The following is a 21,052-nucleotide window of genomic DNA, read 5'->3' as shown; positions in this document are numbered from 1 at the left end:
GGCGGTTAGGGCCGATTTCGCGATTGAAGCGGCAGGGCATCCGGCAGAGTCGCTATTGAGGCGATTCACCCTCTTGCGGTAAAATCCCCCCTCTCAGCACGCGGAAATGGGTCCGTGTGATGCCAACGGAGTGGCCCCAACCGTGAGTGAAATGGACAATCCGCCAGCCGACGAGTTCTCGGACGAACTGGATATTTCCGCAGAGGAAATTGACGCCCAGTACCTCCGCGCCGTTGAAGCGATGGATGATGCCGATTGGGGAATTGAAGTTCCCGAGGCCGTGCCAGAAGCCACCGTGGAGGGAGATGGGGAAGCGGAAACCTCTCCCGGTGAGGAGACGATCGCCGCCGGTGCGAGTGCGAGTGAGGCGGAATCGTCGTCGGCAGATGACGATGACGAACAGGAGGATCAGTCCCCCCGTTTTACGCCGCCGCAGATCTTGGAAGCGGCGCTGTTTGTCGGAGGCAAACCGCTCACCTCAAAAAAACTCGCCGGGCTGTTGGGGGACAGCTTCAACAGTAGCGCGGTGCAGAGCCTCGCCGATGAGATGAATCAAACGTATGCGGCAGAAAACCGTCCCTACGAGATTCGGTTGGGGGAGGGGGGATACACTCTCGCACTGCGTGAGTCGTTTTCGCGTGTCCGCAATCGCGTCTTCGGGGTTGGTCCGCGGGAAGTCAAGCTCTCACAAGATGCGCTGGGGATTTTAGCGTTGGTTGCTTATCAACAGCCAATCACCCGTGAGGATGCCGAGGCGACCGGTCGTAAAAACGCCGGTGGACTGCTGAGTCAATTGGTGCGCCGTCAATTGATCGAAATTCACCGCGACGAGGAAAATCCCAAAGAGGTCACCTATCACACCACGCCGCGCTTCTTGTCGGTCTTCGGCATTGGTAGCCTTGACGAATTGCCCATGGCGGACGTGCTGGATAAAAAGTGACGCTTAGGGTTGATCATCCGGCGTTAATTGTTGCGCAAGCAACTCGATGGGATGCAACGCTTGCGTCCCTGTGCCGTCGGCGAGTTGGTGCCGGCAGGAGAAGCCTGGCGCGAGCACCGGTCCAGTGGTGTGTGTCTTGGCTGCGGGAAACAACACGCGTTCGCCGATGGCCATGCTCACATCGTAATGCTCATAGCCGAACGAACCGGCCATGCCGCAACAGCCGGAATTGACTTCGGTCACGTTCAATTGCGGGATGAGTTTCAACGCATCAATCGTGCCGGACGTGCCGACGAGTGCTTTTTGTTGGCAGTGGCCATGTAACAGGGCGGATTGGTCTAAGGGATCAAATTTCAGGTCGCACCTTCCAGCGGCGGATTGTTCGGCCAGCCAGGCATCGAGTGTAAAACTTCGCGAACGGACGTGTTGGGCCGCATCGGTGGGAACGAGGTCGGGATATTCGTCGACCAACGACAGCAGGCAACTCGGTTCGCAACCTAAAATCGGCACATCCTCGGCGGAGAGTTTGTCCAAGGTCGCAATGTTCTTTTCGACCAAGGATTTGCCCTGCGCGATCAGCCCCTTGGAGAAATACGGCCGGCCGCAACATTGGAGTCCCGCCAATTCGACGGTATATCCTGCGCGTTCGAGCAATTGCACAGCAGCGCGATTGATGTTTGGTTCGCAAAAGCTGGTCAAACAATCATCTAACAGAATGACTTTACCGTTCTGTCCGGCTCCGGGGTGCGGCGTGTGGCGACTGAACCAGCGGCCGAAATGGTCGTGCTGGAATGTGGGTAATTGGCGGCGACGGTCGACGCCGAACAGTTTTTCCGTCAGGTAGGCAGCGCCGGGCAGACGGGCTAACCAATTTGAGACCGGGGCCAGCGCCGAACCGATGCGATTGAGACGTCCCGTGTGGGCCATTACGACTGTGCCGAGAGAGGGGCGATGCGTTTGGTAATATTGAGCAAGGAATTCGACTTTGAGTTTGGCGACATCGACGTTCGACGGGCATTCCGCTTTGCATCCCTTGCACATCAAGCACAGGTCCATCACGTCGTACATCCGTTGTGACGTTAACGCATCATCCGCCAATTGTCCCGACAGAGCGAGTCGCAGTGCATTTGCGCGGCCGCGGGTGGAATGTTCTTCGTCGCGCGTCGCCATGAACGAAGGGCACATCGTGCCGGTGTTGGTTTTGCGACAGACCCCCGAGCCATTGCACATCTCCGTCGCTGCCAGAAATCCGTTTCCCGTTGTACCGGCGCTGGCTGCTTCGCCGCTGAAATCGAGAAACGTTTTGATATCACGTCCGCGATACTCCGTACCATAGCGCAGATTTTCGACGGGTGAGACATCGCTGACCACCTTGCCAGGATTCATCAAGCCACGGGGATCGAATAGGCGTTTGACCTCTTCAAAGGCTGCGTACAACTTCTCGCCGAACAGGTCGCGATTGTGGTAACTGCGGGCCAGTCCATCGCCATGTTCGCCCGACATGGAACCGTGGAATTCGCCGATTAGAGCGGCAACTTCGTCGGAAATTTCTTTGAGTGCGGTCAAATCCTCGGCGGTTTTCGTATCGAGCATCGGCCGGATGTGCAGGCAACCGACGGAGGCATGCCCATAAAACGATCCGGCGACGCCACGGCGGTCGAGGATTTCACGAAAGCGCCGGGCGAATTCCGCCGCCTGTCCCGGAGCGACGGCGGGATCCTCGACAAAGGCAATTGGCTTGCGGGCACCGGGGATGCTGAGGAGTAAAGGCGCACTCGCTTTGCGGCAATTCCAAATGCGGTCCCGTTGCGCGGGGTCGACTGCTGGGATGTATTTTTCTAGGCCCTCCCAATCGGCGAGGATTTGCTCCAGTTGGTCAAGTTTGTCTTGAACAAACTCCAAGGTGTCGCCGCTGTATTCGACAATCAACAGCGCCTCGGGCGTCCCTTCGACGAAATCTAAGTAGCTGCGGTATTCCAAGTTGGTGCGCGACAGTTCGATGATGTACTTGTCGAGCATTTCGATGGCTGACGGCTCTGTCTTCAGGATTGTTGTCACAGATTTGAGCGCCGCATCGATTGTGCGAAACTGTAGACAGGCGACGCCGCGTTGTTGGGGGAGCGGCACGGCATGGAGGACCGCTTCGGTGATGGTTCCCAACGTCCCTTCTGCGCCGACAATAATTTTAGCGAGATTGAACTCGCCGCGATCGGGCCATTGGGCATTCAGCTCTGCTGAGGTGGCGGCGATGGGTAACTCGGTTTGCAGTTCCGGCACGAAGGCATCGAGGTTGTATCCACTTACGCGGCGGAGGATGCGTGGGTAGCGGGCGATGATTTCATCGCGAACCGCGTCAACGATCGCCGGCAATCGGCGATAGATCTCACCTTCGGTTGTCTCCAACGACTGGCGTTGGGCAATTGCATCGGCGTCGAGTGGTTCGCATTGCAATTCGGTGCCGTCGGCCAAGAGCACGTGCAAATCGCGGACATGGTCGATGGTTTTGCCGTGTCGCACCGAACGGGAACCGGCGGAATTGTTGCCGATCATGCCGCCCAGTGCGGCGCGGTTGCTGGTGGAGACATCGGGGCCGAATTGCAGGCCGTGCGGCTTGAGGGCGGTGTTGAGTTGATCCAGCACGACCCCCGGTTCGATACGTACCAGACCGCGCTCGGCATCGATTTCTAGAATGCGGTTCATGTACTTGGAGAAATCAATCACGATCGCCGCCGCCACCGTCTGCCCCGACAGACTGGTGCCGCCCCCACGTGGCAGAATCGGCACGCCATGCGCCGCTGCGACCTGAACAGCGGCGCGGACGTCCGCTTTTGATTTGGGTAACACGACGCCAATGGGCGGGATTTGATAGATGCTGGCATCGGTGCTATACAGTCCGCGGCTGACGTCGTCGAAGAGCACGTCGCCTGCAATTTGTTGTCGCAATTCGGTTTCAAGTGGTAAGGGCATGTTGTATTTTCAATTCGTGCGAAGGTGCGGTCGCTGTGTGACGTGGTGATTATAAGTCAACCAGCCCGTATGACACACCCTTCGGCAGTCAGGTATACGTTTGGACGTTGAACGGATTGCGACCGCAAGTGGTCCGTTTGGGGAAGGACATGGTCGATGGCGGCGTTAATCGGTATCGCCGTAGGCTTCGCGTTCGAAGGGGTTGTCGCGATAGGGATCTTTGCCTTGGAACCATAAGACGGTTGAGAAATACAAATAGGCCGGGATGAACAGCGGTCCCCAGCGGGCGTATTGGCGGACGTGGACCCATTCGTGGTCGCGGGTGATGTCGAGCGCTGCATCGGTGAGTCCCAGAATGGTGTGTCCCATGGTCATCGCCATCGGACTATTGGGACAGTGCCGCAAAAACCAGGTGACGGCTCCGCCGTGGAATTCCAAAGCCATTCCCACGCGTCGGGCACGGCCACCGGTCAATAATCCCAGCAGACCAGCGAAGATCCCCAGCAACGACCAAGGGGAGGCCCAAAGGATCGTTAATAAAGTCAAAACAATACGCACGCTTCGCCACCTTGAACGAGCTCGGCGGACTAGGTTTTTGCACCGATCAGTTTTCGTTTTTTGTCAGCCTGAGACGACGGGACCGTCGTGGGACGCAACACCAATTGTGTTAATTCCGGTAAGCAATTGTACCGGAGCGGTTCCTTGCCTGATATACCCCGGGTGACGTACAGCAGGGTTGGCTGTCGGTAAAAAGTCCCTGCGGAATACCGTGTTCCGTAGAGACTGGGGGTATAGATCGGTCCGATGCCGGGAACACAAATTTGTCCGCCGTGATTGTGGCCCGAGAGCATCAAATCAAAATTTGCGCGGCGGGCCCAGGGGTAGTTGTCGGGGGTGTGGCTCAACAACAAACGGAAGTCGACCTCTTCGGCGGATGTGATGTCGGGATTGTTTCCCATCCAGGGGTATTCCGAACCGGCGATCAACATTTTTTTCTCAGCGTGCTCAACAGTCGTAAATCGGTCGGCGACGTCGATCCAGCCCAACTCGCGAAAACATTTTCGTGTCGCATCGGGGTCGAGGTCCCAGTCGTGGTTGCCGAGGATGAAATAACAGCCCAAGGGGGCGCTGAGTTGTCCCAGCGTTTCTGGAAGCCAATCGGTCAGATGTTGTTCGTCGAGCAAGTCGCCGGTAAAGACCACCATCTCGGATCCCAACTCCTGGCCGCGGCGGAGGACTTCTGCGAAATAATCGCGGGTGATGGTGCCGATGAAATGCAGATCGGAGACATGCAGGATCGATAAACCATCCCAGGCTGGGGGCAAGCCGGGGAGTTGGATCTCCTTGGTGCCGATTTCGACTTTGAAGATTTCATTGCCCGGTAATTTTGCCAAGCTGTGATACCGTCCGGCGGCCAACGGTTGTTTGCCGAGCACTGCAGCTACGTCGATGACTTCACTGTGACTGGAGAGCAGAGCTGTTGGGGGGCGGTAGAACCAACGGCGGACGACGATCACTGCGGCGAATATCGCTGAGATTCCGCATGCTGCGAAATAGAGTAAATAAATCGGCGCGATGTCCAACCAACTTCCGTCGAACAGTAATCGCGGGCGGCCGAAGCCTCCTTGGTAGATCAATGCTAAGGTGAAGCCAATGATGAACAATGCATGGCTGCGACGAATGATGGAGAGTGTACTCAAGTGCACGCGCGCGGTGCTGATACGGTTGAGCACGGCCACGACAATCGCGAGATTGCCGAGTGAAAGGACTGCCATCAATAGTAGGTTCAGCCAATTCATGGTGCGTGATGCCGGAAACGGGGCGATTGCAGTTTCAGTTGCCGATCGCCAGGAGGAGCACTGTTAACAATAACCCGTTATGAATGCCATGTGCGATCATCGACGGAATCAAAGTCCCCCGCCACTCGCGGGCTAAAGTCAGCCCGAAGGCAATCGCCATCAGCGCGGGAACCGCGACAAGGCCTTGCGGGTGGATCACCGCAAAGATAAACGAGTTGATCAGCGCTGAAAATAGGAAACTGAGCAGGAAGCCCCAACGGTGGCTGCATTCGCGCAGATGGCGATACATCACGCCGCGAAACATGGTTTCTTCGACGACCGGCGCGCCGATCGCGGCCACAAGATACAACTGAAACACCATGAACCAATCGGCGGTGGCCACAGTCGAGACGATTGGGTGGCTGGGTAAGCTTGTCGGCGAGAATTCATCCCCTCCGCCGCCAACCGGTTCCACAAGACCGGTGACGAACATCAAAATGACAGAGGCCAGAAATCCCACGAATAAAAATGGAATGGTCATGATATAGCTGCCGACGCCGATGGCTGGTTCCGCTAGTGGGCGCTTGCCGGCTGTCCAACCAATGTCACTGCGAATTTGCCGCCATGGAATCCCCCGCAACCGGGGCCATGCCAAGGCGAATAGGCTGCCAAACATCGCGGCTGCCATGGCCAGCGTGCGATAGCGGTCATCTTGGACCAGATATGACGCACTCTGCGTGAGCACGAAAAACAGGAGCAGCCAGAAGGCAAAGGTTTCCGGGTAGATCCCCGCGTGGTTGCTGTGGCCGCAGTGAATCGCCGATTGCACACTGCCGGTGACATAGGCGGCGGTGAACAGGACTAATACCATGATCCCAACCATCAAAAACAAACAAAACAACCCTGCTGAACCCAGTAAGGCGATCGCGGTTTGTTGGGCTGAGCGGATGATCGCGGAACGAGCTGCTTCGTTGGCACCCTGTTTGGGCGCCAACGCTAAGTCGCCGAACCAGCCGAGTTGGTCTTTGATGAGTTGTCGCTGATGCGGAGTGACTGTCGGCGCGGTCCATTCCTCAGCAGCATAGTCGGTCATGAGCGCCGTCAATGCGTCGCGCAATTCGAGTTGCTGATTGTTGAGTTCAAAACCGCTGGTTTCAACGCGATCGTTGATGTCCGACAGCACCGAGAGTGCTTCCTCGGCGCCGGCCAACTCTTCGGCGACGATGGCGAATTTCAACCGCTGTTCGATGGTCCCTTGGTTTAAAGGGGCCGCCTGCTCGTACAGCTTGTGGGCTGTCAGCTTGTCTTGATCTTGCCATAATGAAGCGGCGCCGACCAAATATCGGGATTGCAGCAACATGATGATATCTTGCGGGGCGGACTCTTCGTCTTCTAGTGGGTGCGGCTCACCCCTCCCGCCGTTTTGCATATAGGTCACGAAACCGACCATTGCAAGAATCACCAGCCAAGCGATGCGAGGAAATCCCCGGCGAACTGGGATGTCGGTGTTGTCCTCATCTTCGAATATCAACGCAGCAGGTTCTTCGTTGTGCATGGAATCAGATGGCCCGAGTCTTGAGTTGGAAGCGGCGAATGCTGCGTCAGGGTTACGGTTGTTCGACTTCCTGTTTCATGCACCGCCCAATTTGTCGGACCGCCTGCCGGAGTCGTTGTTCGTTTTCGACGATCGCCATCCGCAGGTAGCCTTCGCCCTCTTCGCCGAAGCCACGACCCGGGCTGACCGCCACGCCGACTTCGTCCAGCAATTTCATGGCAAAGTCAATTGATCCCATCTGTGCCCAAGGCTCGGGGATTTTTGCCCAGATGAACATGCCCGCGCGAGGACGTTCGATCTCCCACCCGAGACGTTCCAGACCATCACACAGGACATCCCGGCGGCGATGGTACTCTTCGGCAATGCTCTCCACAGCGGCGTCGCAATTGCGCATGGCGACAATGGCAGCGATTTGGACCGGCTGGAAGATGCCGTAATCGTAATAGCCTTTGATCGTCGCCAGAGCGCGGCACATTTCGGCGTTGCCGGCACAAAAGCCGATTCGCCAGCCCGCCATGCTGTAGCCTTTGCTCATGGTGGTGAATTCGACTCCGACCTCGAATGCGCCGGGCGTGGCTAGAAAGCTGGGCGCCTGATAACCTTCGAAACAGATGTCCGCATAGGCGAAGTCGCTGATGACCAAAAACCCATGTTTTTTGGCCAGCCGCACCAACTCGACATAGAAATCTTGTTCGATCACCGTGGCTGAGGGATTGTGCGGAAAATTGACGATGACCAGCTTCGGCTTGGGATACAAATGGGTGCAGGTGTAGTCGATGTTGGCGAGGAATTGTTCCGGATCGCGAACGTCCAGCGCGATGACATTCCCCGAGGCCAGCGCGACAGCATAGACGTGGACTGGAAATGACGGGGCGGGGACGATTGCCGTGTCTCCCGGTCCCATTAACGCCAAGCAGAGGTGGCTGAATCCTTCCTTGGAGCCGATGCAGGCGACAACTTCGTCGTTGGGGTCAATCCGCACGCCGTAGCGCTTCCAATACCGTTTTCCGACTTCGCGGCGGAGGTTCTCAACGCCGGTCGAGACGGAATAGCGGTGATTTCGAGGGTCGGCGACCGCTTCCGTCAGTTTTTCGATGATCATCGGGTCGGGAGGATCCGTGGGATTTCCCATCCCCAGGTCAATGACGTCGACCCCTGCGACCCGCTTCTTGTGTTTCAGCGCGTTGATCTTGCCAAACAAATAGGGAGGCAACCGCAAAACGCGTGTGGCCACCGGAATGGTGAAGGGGTTGTCCGACTCCGGTTGTTCTGATTCGCTTCGCATCTGATTGTTTCTCTGGCTGCCGAGCCGTCTTGTGGGGTTCTTTGGTCTCAAACGTGTCCGTCTGAACGGAAGTTATGCAGTGGCATCAATTGTAGCACGTCGCATCTGGAAGCAAAGAGACCTATGGGGGGCACCTGGTTCGCTGCGCAAATAAAACGGCACGCGAGATACCAAATTGTCTCGCGTGCCGGTGTCTCTTTCCGTCGTGTTTTCGCACTTCTGTGCGTTGGGGGCTAAGGACGCTGGGGTGCCGTCCGTGTGCCGCCGACTTGTTGGATATTTGAATCTTGTTTGGTGCGGGCGGTTGAACGTTTGCTGCTGCCGGTCGTAACGCCGGTCAGATAGTTGTCGACACGCGCCTTCGATTCCAGTGTGTTGAACGTCTTGTTGACCAAGAGTTGCACTTTTTCGTCGCGGAGTTCTTCCTCAAGAATGGAACGTACATCGGCCATCGAGACGCCGCTGACTGGTTCGGTACGGCCTTCGCATTTAATGATCACCCAGTGCTTATTCTCAGGGATTTGAATGACTCCAGAAATTTCGCCGTCGGCCAATGAGAAGGCGGCTTTTTCGATTTCGCTGCTTCCCGAGAAACGACGAATCGGCGGGACTTTCCCTTCCAATGCGCGGCTGGAGGAATCGATGGAATACTCCATTGCCAATCGGCCGAAGTTTTCAGGATTATTCTTCGCTTTTTCCCAGACTTCTTGGGCTTGGCGAATCCGATCCAGAATAATGACCCGCGCCCGCACCCGTTCGCCATAATTGCGCTGGTAGGCTTCTTCGAGTTCCTTTTGCGTGATCTTCACATCGTGTCCGGCCAATTTTTTTAGCGCCAACATGGGCCAGATGACGTCGCGGCGATACTGGTCGGGAGTCATTTCTTGTTGCGAGTGCATCATCTCCAGCCACTGCGCGGTATCCAAATTGAATTTTTTGGCGATCGAGCGGATTTCTTTTTCGATGTCCTGTGCGGTGGGGGCATCGGCTTTGCCTTCAAAGGCCTGTTGAATCATTGTGCGGTTAATGATGCCTTCCAGCACTTTGTTCCCATAACGCGCGACGCATTCTTCGGCCAGTTGGTCGTAGGAGATCAATTGACCATTCACGCGAGCGACGCTTCGTTTGCGGCTTTGTCCTGTGGAGCTTGCAGCTTGATTGCTGCGCGGACTCCGCTCACCGCGTGCGGCGGCTTTGCCCGTTTCGGGCTGCATGACTTGGAACAGCAGTCCCGCGACGAGCACGGTTAATGCGGTTCCTCCGACAATAAACATCCATTTTTGCGTCGTTTTGGGTTTGGTCGACATGGGCATCCAATCCTTTGAGCCAGTCTGTAGGGAGGGATCTGCGAGGAGATTGACCCGAACGGGCATCGTCCCACGGGGATTTTACGGGATGCAATTGCACAACGTGAAAACGTGGGGTTGGTAATTGCGGCGGGAATATACGCCAGTTCTCAAAACCGGTCAACCGCATTTGAGAAAGGAGCGGATGGGGGTTGGATTGAGTGCTTCACGGCCCTCTCAAAACCCTTGGCCGTTTCAGAACGCTGGTGCGGATTTGCGTTCTGCCGGTTCGGGAATCGTCGGGGGCGGGCTATCGACGGCTGCGGCCAAGCGCGGCATGTTGGTAATCAGAATTTGCCGGCGGCGAATCATCAGGCTGCCTTCGTCCTGCAATTCTCCCAGCAGGACGGTCACGGTTTCCCGTGTGCTGCCAATCACATTGGCCAGTTCTTGGTGCGACAACTTGATGCTCAGTTGAATTCCCTCGGGCGTGCGTTGGCCGTATTTTTCAACCAGTTCCAGCAACAGATGCACGAGGCGTTCGCGGTTCGAGCGGAACAGAAGTGATTTCAACCGGCGTTCCAGGCGTCGCCGCCGCAGGCCCATTAGCTTGGTGATGCCCAGTGAAACGTGCGTGTGCGCATCCATAACGGCTTGCAGTTGCTCACGGGGAATTGAGATGACGGCGGACTTCTCCATCGCTTCGGCGAATTCCTCTCGCTCGCCCCCGTCGAAGACCGACAGTTCGCCGAACAGTTCCCCAGGCTCCATAAAGCCCAGTAGCGCCTGTTTGCCGTCACTGGTAATGTGATACAGCTTGATGCGGCCGGAGGCGACCAACAGCACCGTGGTGCCGGGATCGCTGGGCAGGTAGACCAATTCGCCACGACCAAATGTCCGTACCTGAGCGCGGCTCTCAAGTTGAGAAACTTGTTCATCGGTGAGCCGTTCAAACAACTGACAGCTTTTTAGGTGCCAGAATTTTTCGGACATGGAGTCAAATCCCTAGCCGGACTGGTTCGCAAATCTCCGTCACTTACAGCGAACGGTGGCGTTCGAGTCTCCTGCGTTGTGCAATTGCAAGTCCCCAATCGGCGGCACATTCCGCCCCCCACGCTATCTGTCAGGATACCGCGTGCGCGGTATTCGGGCAAGACACTGGGGTGTGTCTGTGTCTGGGCGATATGCGTTACCTTAGGCGGTGTAGCGGGTTGTGATGAATCATGTGTCCTCGATCCAATCAGGAAAACCTTTAGGACTCAATGATTGTTGCTCCCAGACTGATGGACTGCAATCCCTCAGAGTGCGGTGGTATGATCCATAGGTCGGATGGTCTGGAGAGCGCGATCCGTGTCCCAGCAAATTGATCGATCCGTGGTGATTGCATTTCAGGTTTCAAACTGCCACGTGGCAATGCAAGTCTTACTTCAATGAGCAATAGCGAGCCACTGCACAACCCTGAACATCGTGTCCGAAGCAGGGGATTGTCTCGATTGTGGGGCAGACCGGTTCTGGTTTGCACAATCGTGCTAATCATCTTGTGTGTCGTTCGGTGGTGGCCACATGTGATGTGGAAATATGCTGAGGCACGTCTGGATTCTGACGAAGTTCACGCGATTCCAGTATCAGAGATGCCGCAAACGGCCATCCCGGATGATTGGGCATCCGTCCGCGTTGATGGTATGGAGTTCCGATTACCTTCCGACGTTGTTGAAACGCAGGACCAACCCAGTCCGGACCTAGTCATATTTCAAAACGGTGTTGGCGTTATGGTGATGGTGGCGAGACCGGCGGATAATGGCGAACTTTACGAAATGTTTGACGTAGCCAAAATTCGCCCGGAGCTGAAGGGGGTGACGCTACCTAAGCTAAGGTGGTACTGTTGCCAAGCCGGTTCCAGTGATTTTCGTTGGTCGATGACACATGGCGAAGTGCGCTGGCATGCATTCTGCATGACAGCGGGCCAACTATTTCGGTTCAGAAATTTCGGTCGAGTCGAAACTATGTTCAGCGATGACATTGAAGGCATGATTCACTTTGATGGCAAATTCGCGTCTTTTTCCTGGGAAGACAAGCAGAGCAAGCAGGGGGGCTACATTAATTTTCGCGGGGCCTCCTCCACAATCGATGCGAACTTCGTTCGTGGTGTTTGCGAAAGCTTTAAGTTTTCGGTGGAGCCGCATGCAGAAGTGGATGCAAATTGAACCCGTCGTGCACGAATTAATAGTTGCGGGTGGCCAGGAGACATTTGATTTGGTCTACTCGCTTTTGAATAGGACCAACAAGCAAAAAATAATTGGAACAATAGAATGCCAAATCTCCGAATCTTTGGGTTGGTGGCGGGAGGAGTGTTACTTTTGATGACGATGCAATCGAGTGCGCAAGAACGACAGATTACACACGGCAGTGCGCAGAACCATGAGTTGGATAACAACGACAATTTCTCGCCGGACGACCGGTTTTTGGTGTTCGATACGCGGTCTGGTCCCGACTTGTCTCAAGCGCGGGTGATTGCCAAAGTCGAAATTGCTACGGGGGAGATTACGCAGCTGTATACTCCCCAGCATCCCAACGCCTTTGGCCCGGGCGTGTTGGCGGCCAGCTATGCCCCGGATCGTGACGAGGTGATCTTCATTCACGGACCACTGCAGCCGACCGGTGCGGAAGACCAATACGAAAAACACCGCCGGATTGGTGGCATCGTGAGTGGAGATGGCGACGGGACTATTCGGTTTGCCGACGCCCGCGATACGCAAGCGCCTTACACTCCGGGAGCGCTGCGCGGCGGAACGCACCGGCATGAATTCTCTGGGGATGGGAAGTGGGTTGGTTTTACGTACAACGATGCGGTCGTCCGCGCGCACGGTTTGAAGACCGGGAAACATCTCGATCTGCGGACGATTGGTGTGACGAAATTGGGGCATCCCGTTCAAGTCCCGGCGTCGCCGCAATTTTTGTCGCATGGCGAAGGCTATTCGGTGTTAGTTGTCGTTGTCACTCCCGATCCCAAGCCGGGCAGCGACGAAATCTCGCACGCCGCTGCGGATAGTTGGGTGGGCCAAAACGGATATCGTCGTGACGATGGTGGCAGGCAATTGGCCCGCGCGTTTATCGGCACGACGCGCGACAAGCATGGGGAACCGCTGGACGAGTTGTATATTGTCGATATTCCCGAAGAGGTCACCAAACCAGGACCGTTGGGACCGCTGGAAGGGACCGACACGCATTTTCCGATGCCGCCGGCCGGTGCGGTGCAACGGCGGTTGACGCACACCGCTGAGGCCAAGTTTCCCGGTTGCGAAGGAATCGCCCGCAGTTCCCACGATGGTTCGCAAATCTCGTTTCGGATGCGCGATGCTCAAGGCGACTGGCAGATTTTTCTGATATCGCCAACCGGAGGAGAACCGCAACAGGCGACCTTTGTCAAAGGGGGCGTCGATACCGATGCGCGTTGGCATCCCTCGGGCAAATTCATTGCGTTTGTTGCCGGGGACAAGGTTCTCGTCGCCGACGTAAAGCCCGGCGCGGACTTTGGCAAAAGTCATGTGCTGAGCGATGGTGACACGGCAGCGTACGCGTTGGTGTGGAGTCACGACGGTGAGACATTGGCTTATAACCGCAGTGTCGCGACGGATGGTAAGAATGTTACGCAGATCTTTGCAGTTGATTTCAATCAGAGCGCTCCGTAGCGCAGACCGTTTGTGATGGGAGTCTCTCGATGAATAGTTGCGCTGAGTTGAAGCAGCACCTTACCCATGAAATTGATGCGCGCCGCGAGACGGTTGTGGGTATCGGCGAAGCGATCATGGATGCGCCGGAGCTTGGTTTTAAGGAGTTTCGCACAGCGGATTTAGTTAAAGAGTCTTTCACGGACTTCGGGTTGTCATTCGATGATCAATTGGCAATCACTGGCGTGAAGGCGGTTTTGCGGGGCGGAAAGCCGGGGCCGACGGTGGCGTTGATGGGGGAACTGGATGCGCTGCAGGTGCCGGATCATCCCCGCGCTTGCGCTGAAACCGGGGCCGCACACGCGTGTGGTCACAATGCGCAAATCGCCGGCATGTTGGGAGCAGCGCTGGGGCTAACACAATCGGGCGTGGCGGAACAACTGGCCGGCACGATCGTGTTTTTCGCTGTCCCGGCTGAGGAGTATGTCGAGATTGGTTACCGGCTAGGATTGGTCAAGGAAGGCCGCACTTCGTTTCTGACCGGTAAACAGGAATTGATTCGATTGGGGCTGTTTGACGATGTGGACATGGCGGTGATGATTCACTCGACTAGTCCCGACGTCCATGAGGGCCGGATGGGATTGGCGCCGTCGTCGAACGGTTTTCTAGCCAAGAATATTCGGTTTTTGGGGAAGGCATCCCATGCCGGAGGTTTTCCCGAACGGGGCGTCAACGCGCTGAATGCCGCCCAATTGGCGCTGAGTGCCATCAACGCGCAGCGGGAGACATTTCGCGACGAAGACTGTGTACGGGTGCATCCGATTATCACCAAGGGGGGCGATTTGGTGAACATTGTGCCGGCCGAGGTCTGTCTGGAGACATACGTTCGCGGTAAAACACCCGCGGCGATTCTCGATGCGTCGGCCAAGGTCGATCGCGCGTTGCGCGGCGCCGCCATGGCGATGGGCTGCCGGGTGGAAATCGAAACGGTCCCGGGCAATTTGCCATTGCGAAATGACCCTGAGTTGGCGGAGCTATTCCGCAACAATGCCGGAGCGATTTTGGGGAGCGATGGCTATCGCGACTATCCACACGCAGGCGGTTCGACCGATGCCGGTGACCTGAGTCAAATTATGCCTGTGCTGCATCCAATGATGACCGGTGCCAGCGGTTCGCATCATCAAATCGATTGGCATATTTCCGATGCGGATGCGGGCTACTTAGCGCCTGCCAAGACGTTGGCAACGATGGCGGTCGATCTGCTCCATGGCGACGCGGCGAACGCTCAGCGAGTGATGGCGAATCACGAAGTTGCGATGACTAAAGAGGAATATCTGGATTGCCAACGAGCGGTTTTTCAAACCGAGACTTTCGATGGCAATCAATAACAGGCGATCAGCGGCCACGCATGGTATGATGCGAGGCACGTATTGGGCCTGTCCGCAGCGCGTCTGAGATGACTCTGGCGTGACGAATTCTTTGAATATATCCACTTCATAGGAAGACAACATGAAAATTGTTACATCATTTTTTATGGTCCTGATGACCGCGACGACTATTTTGCAAGCGGCGGAGAAACCGAAGCAAGACGCGCCGACGGCAGCTGATGTCTCATATGGTCCATTCGCGGAGAACGTGCTCGACTTCTGGCAGGCGGAAGGGGAAGGGCCGCGACCGTTGTTGGTTTATATTCACGGCGGCGGTTGGACGGGTGGGGATAAGAAACAAAAGCAGGCACGATTCCAACCGTTTCTAGACAAGGGGATTTCCTACGCGGCGATCAATTATCGGCATACGGGAAAGTATCCCTTACCGGCTCCCGTGCATGATGCGGCGCGGGCGATTCAGTTTTTGCGGACCAAAGCGGATGACTGGAACATCGATACCAAACACATTGCCCTAACCGGCGGCAGCGCGGGAGCCTGTACATCGATGTGGTTGCTATTGCACGATGATCTGGCCGACCCGGATGCAAAAGACCCGGTGTTGCGCGAATCGACGCGGGTCTGTGCCGCTGCCGTTGGGGGAGGACAGGTTTCGATCGATCCTAAAGTCATCGAACCATGGCTGGGACCAAATGTGCTTAAGCACCGAATGATCAACATGGCGGTCGGGGAGCCAACCATGGAAGGCGCGCTCAAAAACTATGACAAACACGAAGCCCTCTACAAGGAATTCTCGCCGTACAATCATCTGGATGGCAATGACCCGCCGCTGCTGATGACCTATGGCAACAACATGAAACTCCCCTCGGAGAGCGCCGGGCACGGCATTCATCATCCGGTCTACGGAGTGAAGATGAAGGAGAAAGCGGACGCTCAAAAGCACGAGTGCTATTTGTTGATCAAAGGCGTTTCAAAATCCGACAAATATGCGAATTCGCAGGAATTCCTAATGGACAAATTGCTCGCGCCGTAAAGGAACGCACAAAAAAATAGCCCCGCCAATTGGCGGGGCTTGGTGTGTGGGTTGTCAGACCTTAAAACCAGCGGTCCTCACTCCCATTGAAATCGTGTGGACGGACGCCGGTGATCGGAAACAATCGTTCGGACCAGATGATTTCCCATTCCCGGGCGATGCGATCGGAACCGGCTCCGCCGATTGTGTAGTCGAAGCCGGAACCACCGGTGAGTGTGTCGTTGCCTTCCTGGCCGAAGAGGAAGTCAACTCCTGCTTGCCCAAAGAGTTCATCGTTGCCTGCTTCGCCGTGGAGTCGATCGTTACCGTCTCCGCCCTTCAAAAGATCATCGCCCTGCTTGCCGAATAGTTCGTCATCTCCATAAGAGCCGAAAATCGTATCGTTGCCATCGCCGCCGGAAAGCGTGTCATTTCCTCGCCCGCCATTGAGCACGTCATGGCCGTTCTCAACGTAGCGCAATGGCGTGCTGAGATCGTCATGGTAGTCGCCCCAAATCGTATCCGCGCCGTAGCCACCGTTTAGGGTGTCGTTGCCACTGCCGCCGATAATGTTGTCGTTGCCGCTCCCCCCGTCGATTTTGTCGTTCCCGAATCCACCGTAGAGTTCATCGCTGCCGCTGCCGCCAATTAACGTATCATTGCCGTGATCAAATCCGTCAGTCTCATGATAGGCAACGTAACTTGACGATTCTGCATATAATAAGCTCCCGCCGGCGATTTCATCATTTCCGTAGCGGCCGTTTAGGTAGTCGTTTCCATGGGAACCGATGAGAATATCGTTTGCGGCACCGCCGTAGATCGTGTCATCGCCGGTGCCGCCATTGGCAGCCATGCGGTAGAGTGTGTTATTGATAATCGTATCGTTTCCGCCGCCTCCATAAACTTCGATTTGTTCGAAGTCCTCAGAGTTATAGACATTTTGAATCAGGACATTACCGTCAGCGTCGCGGATGGTAGCTTGGACCCGTGTGACTCCTGCCTGCCGTGAAAGGTAGGAAATTTCGATATGGTCGTCACCGTCTGATCCGGTGATGAACAGTTGCTGATTTCGGGCAGGCAAGAATCCTCCCCCCACCGCGACCGACTCGCCAATCTCCATGTTGGCGGTCATCAATTTGCGGTCTTCGAGAGATTCGATTCTCAATTTTCGTTGATGTTTGTTGTTCAGCATTATCGCGTGGCTTTCAGGTTTTTATTCGTGTGTGATGTTTGTGTTGTCCTCTAAACTGAAATGCCCAAGCATGGCAGCGACACGCCAACGATTTCTAAAAATGTTGGAAAATCACACGAAAAACTTGTAACACTTGGGAAGTCTTTGATCTGCCGCCTTAATTCTGAAAGCGTTACGCGTTACTGATAGGGCGTTTGAAGCGAAAACGTGTGAATGCCATAATGCAGCCAATGGAATCACCCACCTGATGCTGAACCACAGGGAGTAACCGATATGTTTCGCCTATCCTCGCGGATCACCGTTTTCGTGATCGCAGTGATCTCAATCAGTCATGCCGGAGTTGCTGCGCCGCCGCCGAATATTGTGCTGATTGTCAGCGACGACCAGGGCTATCGCGATCTGGGTTGCTTCGGCAGCGATGAAGTCAAGACGCCGCACTTGGATCAGTTGGCGAAACAAGGGGTGCGTTGCACGGATTTTTATGTGACATGGCCCGCCTGTACGCCATCGCGGGGAAGTATTCTGACTGGGCGTTATCCACAGCGGAACGGCCTGTACGATATGATCCGCAACGATGTGGCCGACTACGGCAAAACCTTCACGGCTGAGGAATACGCTGTGACCCCGGAACGCGTGTTGGGGATGGATGTGCAGGAGGTGATGATATCCGAGGTACTCAAGCAGTCCGGCTATGCGACGGCGGTGTTTGGCAAATGGGACGGCGGACAGTTGCGGCGGTTTTTGCCACTCCAAAACGGCTTCGACCGGTATTACGGATTTGCCAATACAGGGATCGATTATTTTACACATGAGCGGTACGGCGTGCCGTCGATGTTCCGTGACAATCAACCGACCACGGCGGAGCAGGGGACGTATTGCACCTATTTGTTTCAAACCGAAGCGGCTCGGTTTGTCAAAGAGCACAAGGATCAGCCGTTTTTCCTTTACCTGCCGTTCAATGCCCCGCACGGAGCATCGAATCTTGATCCCAAAATCCGCGGTGCCGCACAAGCCCCGGAGCGGTACAAGAAGATGTATCCGCAGTACAGAGACAATTTGGTCAAAGGAAAACGATACGGTCAAGAAGCGCTTGTGCCGAGCAAGCAGAAGGCGCGGTTGGAATATCTGGCATCGATCACCTGTATGGATGATGCCATCGGCGAAGTGCTGGGCCTGTTGGAGGAATATGAACTGGCCGACAACACATTGGTGATCTTTTTTTCCGACAACGGTGGCAGCGGCATTGCTGACAATTCTCCGCTGCGTGGTCGCAAAGGGCTGATGTTCGAAGGGGGCATCCGCGTTCCATTCATCGCACGGTATCCCGGACGGATTCCCGCCGACAGTGTCTCGAATGAATTTCTGACAGCATTGGAGCTGTTTCCGATGTTCGCGCGATTGGCCGGTGCGAAACTGCCCGAGGATATTGTCTATGACGGGTTTGACATGCTGCCGGTGTTGACTGGTGAGAAAAAATCGGAGCGGACAGAAATGTTTTGGGAGCGACGAGGCGACCGGGCGGCGCGTGTGGGAAACTACAAATGGGTCCAATCGCAGCGCGGCACCGGGCTGTACGATCTGTCGAGCGATATCGGCGAAAAACACGATTTGTCGGCGGAGAATCCGGAAATGTTGGCCCAATTGCAGACGCGTTTTGCCCAATGGAAGAAGGAGATGGCAGCTGCGGAACCGCGGGGGCCGTTTCGTGACTTTTAGGTAACTCGTCGGGCCTGTGCGACGTGTTTTGGACGTCGAACGGAGAGATTTCGAACTTTGAGGGTTGGCGAACAGGGTTCCTAAGGGTATACTGTTTCAGCACTTCGGGTTTTCGGAAATCCGAAGCAATCCGACCGGGAATAAGCGAGCACCGCTGTCTTGTGTGAATGAGACGCGTTTTTCCGGTCGAACGGGGATTTCTGGCAGAGCTGGAGGCTACTGCAGACCCGTTGAAACTTATCGTGCCGGCACGCAAGCCGCATGATTCCGCTGCTGACCAGGGGTTGTGTTGACCGTTTTGGAAGGCCGCCTGCGTTCTGTTGAGAACGCACCGAATTCGTACGATCAACATTTGACCATCCACAATTCGCTCGCAAGATGATGCGTTAGGCTAGGTGCAAACCTGAGACTGCAGCCACTGAATCGGCTGCGGCGGGACTGATTTTGTTTGTCCAGAGTTCCCGTAAGCGCGAATGCGAGTTGATAGGTGAAGTCGGTCCGACCTGCTGCACTTGGGCAAACATCTAAGGATCCGGTGAACTGTTTTCCCCGGTTCCCGCGCACCACGTTTGTGAGTGTGCCCTTGTTGTTGAGCGAACCAACAACCACGCCGTGGTTGATCGCGCGCAACTCCCATGAAGCCCTCTGACGACCACTGTCCAGGCTGCGGAACCGTTCCAGCCAGACTGCATCGCCGGAATAGGTAGAGACGATAGCAAGAATCCGCTTCGTAGATGCCGGGCGAAAAAGTAACACAGATTGAGGAAAACCTTTTGAAGACGTTTCAGGAAATTGATTTGATTGCGCCCGTGCAACGTGCATTGGCTGACGAGAAATACGAAACCCCCACGCCGATCCAGGCGCAAACCATTCCCGCCACAATGCAGGGACGGGATGTGTTGGGGTGCGCTCAAACTGGGACTGGAAAAACAGCGGCTTTCGCCGTGCCGATTCTCAACCAACTCGGACAAGGAAATCGCAAGTCGACTCCCAAACGCCCGTTGGTATTGGCCTTGGCCCCGACGCGGGAGTTGGCGATCCAGATTGGCGCCAGTTTTGCGGTCTATGGGCGGCATTTAAAACTGCGGCAAGCATTGGTCTACGGTGGTGTGAATCAAGGCAAGCAGGTCCGGGCGATGAATCGGGGAGCCCACATCTTGGTGGCGACACCGGGACGTTTGCTCGACTTGATGAACCAAGGGCACATCAAACTGGATCAGTTGGAAATGTTCGTTTTGGACGAAGCGGATCGCATGCTCGACATGGGTTTTTTGCCGGACCTAAAACGGATCATCAGCCATTTGCCCGAGAAACGGCAATCGCTGTTCTTTTCCGCCACCTTGCCGCCGAGCATCATTAAGTTGTCGCAAAGCCTGCTGCACAAGCCGGTCAGCGTCAACGTAACGCCCGAAACGACGAGCGTGGAACGCATTGAACAACGGTTGTTGTATGTCGACCGGGCTGAGAAAAAGACGCTGCTTAAGTCAATTCTTACCAGTGAAGGTGTCGATCGCGCCTTGGTGTTCACCAAGACCAAGCGGACCGCCAACTTACTGGAAAAGCAATTACTCAAAGATGGCATAGCTGCGACAGCCATTCATGGCGACAAATCGCAAAACGCACGGCAACGGGCGTTAGAGGCGTTTCGCCGCAAACAAGTGAAAGTGCTTGTGGCGACCGACGTCGCTGCTCGTGGTATCGACATTGATAACATCACGCATGTCGTCAACTTCGATCTGCCGATCGAGCCGGAAAACTACGTGCATCGGATTGGACGCACGGGACGCGCCGGTGCCGAAGGGATCGCCCTGTCGTTTTGCTGTGGGGACGAACGTCGTGAATTGCGATCGATCGAGCGTCTAATCGGGCAAAAAGTACCGATTGATCCCGAGCTATCTTTACCCGAACCTGCTGAATTCAAATCGGGCGGTTCATCGCATCGTCGCCGGGATGCCGGTTCAAAACGTTCGAAGTTCAAACGGTCTGCTTCCAAGCGTTCGGGGGCGAAAAACTCCGGTCCCAAAGGGCCAGGTGCAAAAGGTTCTGGAGCCAAAAGTTCCGGTGCGAAAAGCTCTGGTGGCAAAGGGGCGGGCAAATACCGCAAGGTTGAAGCCGCGGGCGGTCCCAGTGCATCGAAGCCGAAACGGCGACCCGGTCGCAAGCCGAAAAAAGCGGGTCAACGCCCCGCGCATACGGCCTAAGAATGAATGAATGATCAAGTGCCACTGGCGAACCAAGCGCCAGTGGCACTTTTTTTATTGTCTGTCG

At 55.7% G+C, this 21,052-nt stretch carries 15 protein-coding genes; 7 read left to right on the top strand and 8 right to left on the bottom strand.

The genetic code is table 11. The features are described 5' to 3' along the window. Nucleotides 1–151: 151 nt before the first annotated feature. Complete coding sequence (gene scpB / locus Mal52_RS16010) at nucleotides 152–940, top strand: SMC-Scp complex subunit ScpB (protein ID WP_231962711.1); 789 nt, start codon at nucleotides 152–154, stop codon at nucleotides 938–940. Nucleotides 941–943: 3 nt separating this feature from the next. On the opposite strand, the gene Mal52_RS16005 is transcribed toward scpB, so the two are convergent. From Mal52_RS16005 to Mal52_RS15975, 7 genes are all read right to left on the bottom strand, one after another. After that, complete coding sequence (locus Mal52_RS16005; protein WP_145377192.1) at nucleotides 944–3,907, bottom strand: FAD-binding and (Fe-S)-binding domain-containing protein; 2,964 nt, start codon at nucleotides 3,905–3,907, stop codon at nucleotides 944–946. Nucleotides 3,908–4,072: 165 nt separating this feature from the next. Beyond that, nucleotides 4,073–4,465 carry a hypothetical protein gene (locus Mal52_RS16000; protein ID WP_145377191.1) on the bottom strand — a complete coding sequence of 131 codons (393 nt, stop codon included), beginning with the start codon at nucleotides 4,463–4,465 and terminating at the stop codon, nucleotides 4,073–4,075. A gap of 29 nt (nucleotides 4,466–4,494) precedes the next feature. After that, complete coding sequence (locus tag Mal52_RS15995) at nucleotides 4,495–5,706, bottom strand: metallophosphoesterase (RefSeq protein WP_145377190.1); 1,212 nt, start codon at nucleotides 5,704–5,706, stop codon at nucleotides 4,495–4,497. A gap of 34 nt (nucleotides 5,707–5,740) precedes the next feature. Then, nucleotides 5,741–7,240 carry a type II CAAX endopeptidase family protein gene (locus Mal52_RS15990; protein WP_145377189.1) on the bottom strand — a complete coding sequence of 500 codons (1,500 nt, stop codon included), beginning with the start codon at nucleotides 7,238–7,240 and terminating at the stop codon, nucleotides 5,741–5,743. A 52-nt stretch (nucleotides 7,241–7,292) separates the two neighbouring features. Continuing rightward, on the bottom strand, nucleotides 7,293–8,525 hold the full coding sequence (locus Mal52_RS15985) for an aminotransferase class I/II-fold pyridoxal phosphate-dependent enzyme (protein ID WP_145377188.1): 1,233 nt from the start codon (nucleotides 8,523–8,525) through the stop codon (nucleotides 7,293–7,295). A gap of 233 nt (nucleotides 8,526–8,758) precedes the next feature. Continuing rightward, nucleotides 8,759–9,832 carry a peptidylprolyl isomerase gene (locus Mal52_RS15980; protein WP_197533219.1) on the bottom strand — a complete coding sequence of 358 codons (1,074 nt, stop codon included), beginning with the start codon at nucleotides 9,830–9,832 and terminating at the stop codon, nucleotides 8,759–8,761. 234 nt (nucleotides 9,833–10,066) lie between these two features. Then, a complete protein-coding gene (locus Mal52_RS15975; RefSeq protein ID WP_145377186.1) occupies nucleotides 10,067–10,804 on the bottom strand; it encodes a Crp/Fnr family transcriptional regulator in 738 nt (245 codons plus the stop codon). 575 nt (nucleotides 10,805–11,379) lie between these two features. Between Mal52_RS15975 and Mal52_RS15970 the strand changes: the two genes are divergently transcribed. From Mal52_RS15970 to Mal52_RS15955, 4 genes are all read left to right on the top strand, one after another. Further along, nucleotides 11,380–12,015 carry a hypothetical protein gene (locus Mal52_RS15970; RefSeq protein WP_145377185.1) on the top strand — a complete coding sequence of 212 codons (636 nt, stop codon included), beginning with the start codon at nucleotides 11,380–11,382 and terminating at the stop codon, nucleotides 12,013–12,015. Between the two features lie 105 nt (nucleotides 12,016–12,120). After that, nucleotides 12,121–13,500, top strand: a complete 1,380-nt coding sequence (locus Mal52_RS15965; protein ID WP_145377184.1) for a DUF3748 domain-containing protein — start codon at nucleotides 12,121–12,123, stop codon at nucleotides 13,498–13,500. Nucleotides 13,501–13,529: 29 nt separating this feature from the next. After that, nucleotides 13,530–14,867, top strand: a complete 1,338-nt coding sequence (locus Mal52_RS15960; protein WP_145377183.1) for an amidohydrolase — start codon at nucleotides 13,530–13,532, stop codon at nucleotides 14,865–14,867. A gap of 121 nt (nucleotides 14,868–14,988) precedes the next feature. Further along, nucleotides 14,989–15,897, top strand: a complete 909-nt coding sequence (locus Mal52_RS15955) for an alpha/beta hydrolase (protein ID WP_145377182.1) — start codon at nucleotides 14,989–14,991, stop codon at nucleotides 15,895–15,897. Nucleotides 15,898–15,958: 61 nt separating this feature from the next. Here the strand turns inward: Mal52_RS15955 and Mal52_RS15950 are convergent, their stop codons facing one another. Continuing rightward, the gene (locus Mal52_RS15950; protein WP_197534237.1) at nucleotides 15,959–17,041 is read right to left on the bottom strand and encodes a calcium-binding protein; all 1,083 of its coding nucleotides are present in this window, start codon (nucleotides 17,039–17,041) and stop codon (nucleotides 15,959–15,961) included. 300 nt (nucleotides 17,042–17,341) lie between these two features. Here Mal52_RS15950 and Mal52_RS15945 point away from each other — a divergent pair, with 300 nt between their 5' ends. Both Mal52_RS15945 and Mal52_RS15940 read left to right on the top strand, forming a co-directional pair. Then, the gene (locus Mal52_RS15945) at nucleotides 17,342–18,784 is read left to right on the top strand and encodes a sulfatase family protein (protein WP_145377180.1); all 1,443 of its coding nucleotides are present in this window, start codon (nucleotides 17,342–17,344) and stop codon (nucleotides 18,782–18,784) included. Nucleotides 18,785–19,518: 734 nt separating this feature from the next. After that, entirely contained in the window at nucleotides 19,519–20,985 is a 1,467-nt protein-coding gene (locus tag Mal52_RS15940) for a DEAD/DEAH box helicase (RefSeq protein WP_231962370.1), read from the top strand. Nucleotides 20,986–21,052: the final 67 nt, after the last annotated feature.

The organism is Symmachiella dynata, from assembly GCF_007747995.1.
Taxonomy (GTDB): Bacteria; Planctomycetota; Planctomycetia; order Planctomycetales; family Planctomycetaceae; genus Symmachiella; species Symmachiella dynata.
The sequence above is the reverse complement of the archived record's forward strand: the minus strand, read 5'-3'. Positions and strand labels throughout refer to the sequence as shown.

What these genes read in the sequence shown, in the direction of transcription:
- scpB (WP_231962711.1), top strand. Translation starts at nt 152, where the DNA reads ATGGACAATCCGCCAGCCGACGAGTTCTCGGACGAACTGGATATTTCC.
- Mal52_RS16005 (WP_145377192.1), bottom strand. Translation starts at nt 3,907, where the DNA reads ATGCCCTTACCACTTGAAACCGAATTGCGACAACAAATTGCAGGCGAC.
- Mal52_RS15995 (WP_145377190.1), bottom strand. Translation starts at nt 5,706, where the DNA reads ATGAATTGGCTGAACCTACTATTGATGGCAGTCCTTTCACTCGGCAAT.
- Mal52_RS15990 (WP_145377189.1), bottom strand. Translation starts at nt 7,240, where the DNA reads ATGCACAACGAAGAACCTGCTGCGTTGATATTCGAAGATGAGGACAAC.
- Mal52_RS15985 (WP_145377188.1), bottom strand. Translation starts at nt 8,525, where the DNA reads ATGCGAAGCGAATCAGAACAACCGGAGTCGGACAACCCCTTCACCATT.
- Mal52_RS15980 (WP_197533219.1), bottom strand. Translation starts at nt 9,832, where the DNA reads ATGTCGACCAAACCCAAAACGACGCAAAAATGGATGTTTATTGTCGGA.
- Mal52_RS15975 (WP_145377186.1), bottom strand. Translation starts at nt 10,804, where the DNA reads ATGTCCGAAAAATTCTGGCACCTAAAAAGCTGTCAGTTGTTTGAACGG.
- Mal52_RS15970 (WP_145377185.1), top strand. Translation starts at nt 11,380, where the DNA reads ATGTGGAAATATGCTGAGGCACGTCTGGATTCTGACGAAGTTCACGCG.
- Mal52_RS15965 (WP_145377184.1), top strand. Translation starts at nt 12,121, where the DNA reads ATGCCAAATCTCCGAATCTTTGGGTTGGTGGCGGGAGGAGTGTTACTT.
- Mal52_RS15960 (WP_145377183.1), top strand. Translation starts at nt 13,530, where the DNA reads ATGAATAGTTGCGCTGAGTTGAAGCAGCACCTTACCCATGAAATTGAT.
- Mal52_RS15955 (WP_145377182.1), top strand. Translation starts at nt 14,989, where the DNA reads ATGAAAATTGTTACATCATTTTTTATGGTCCTGATGACCGCGACGACT.
- Mal52_RS15945 (WP_145377180.1), top strand. Translation starts at nt 17,342, where the DNA reads ATGTTTCGCCTATCCTCGCGGATCACCGTTTTCGTGATCGCAGTGATC.
- Mal52_RS15940 (WP_231962370.1), top strand. Translation starts at nt 19,519, where the DNA reads ATGCCGGGCGAAAAAGTAACACAGATTGAGGAAAACCTTTTGAAGACG.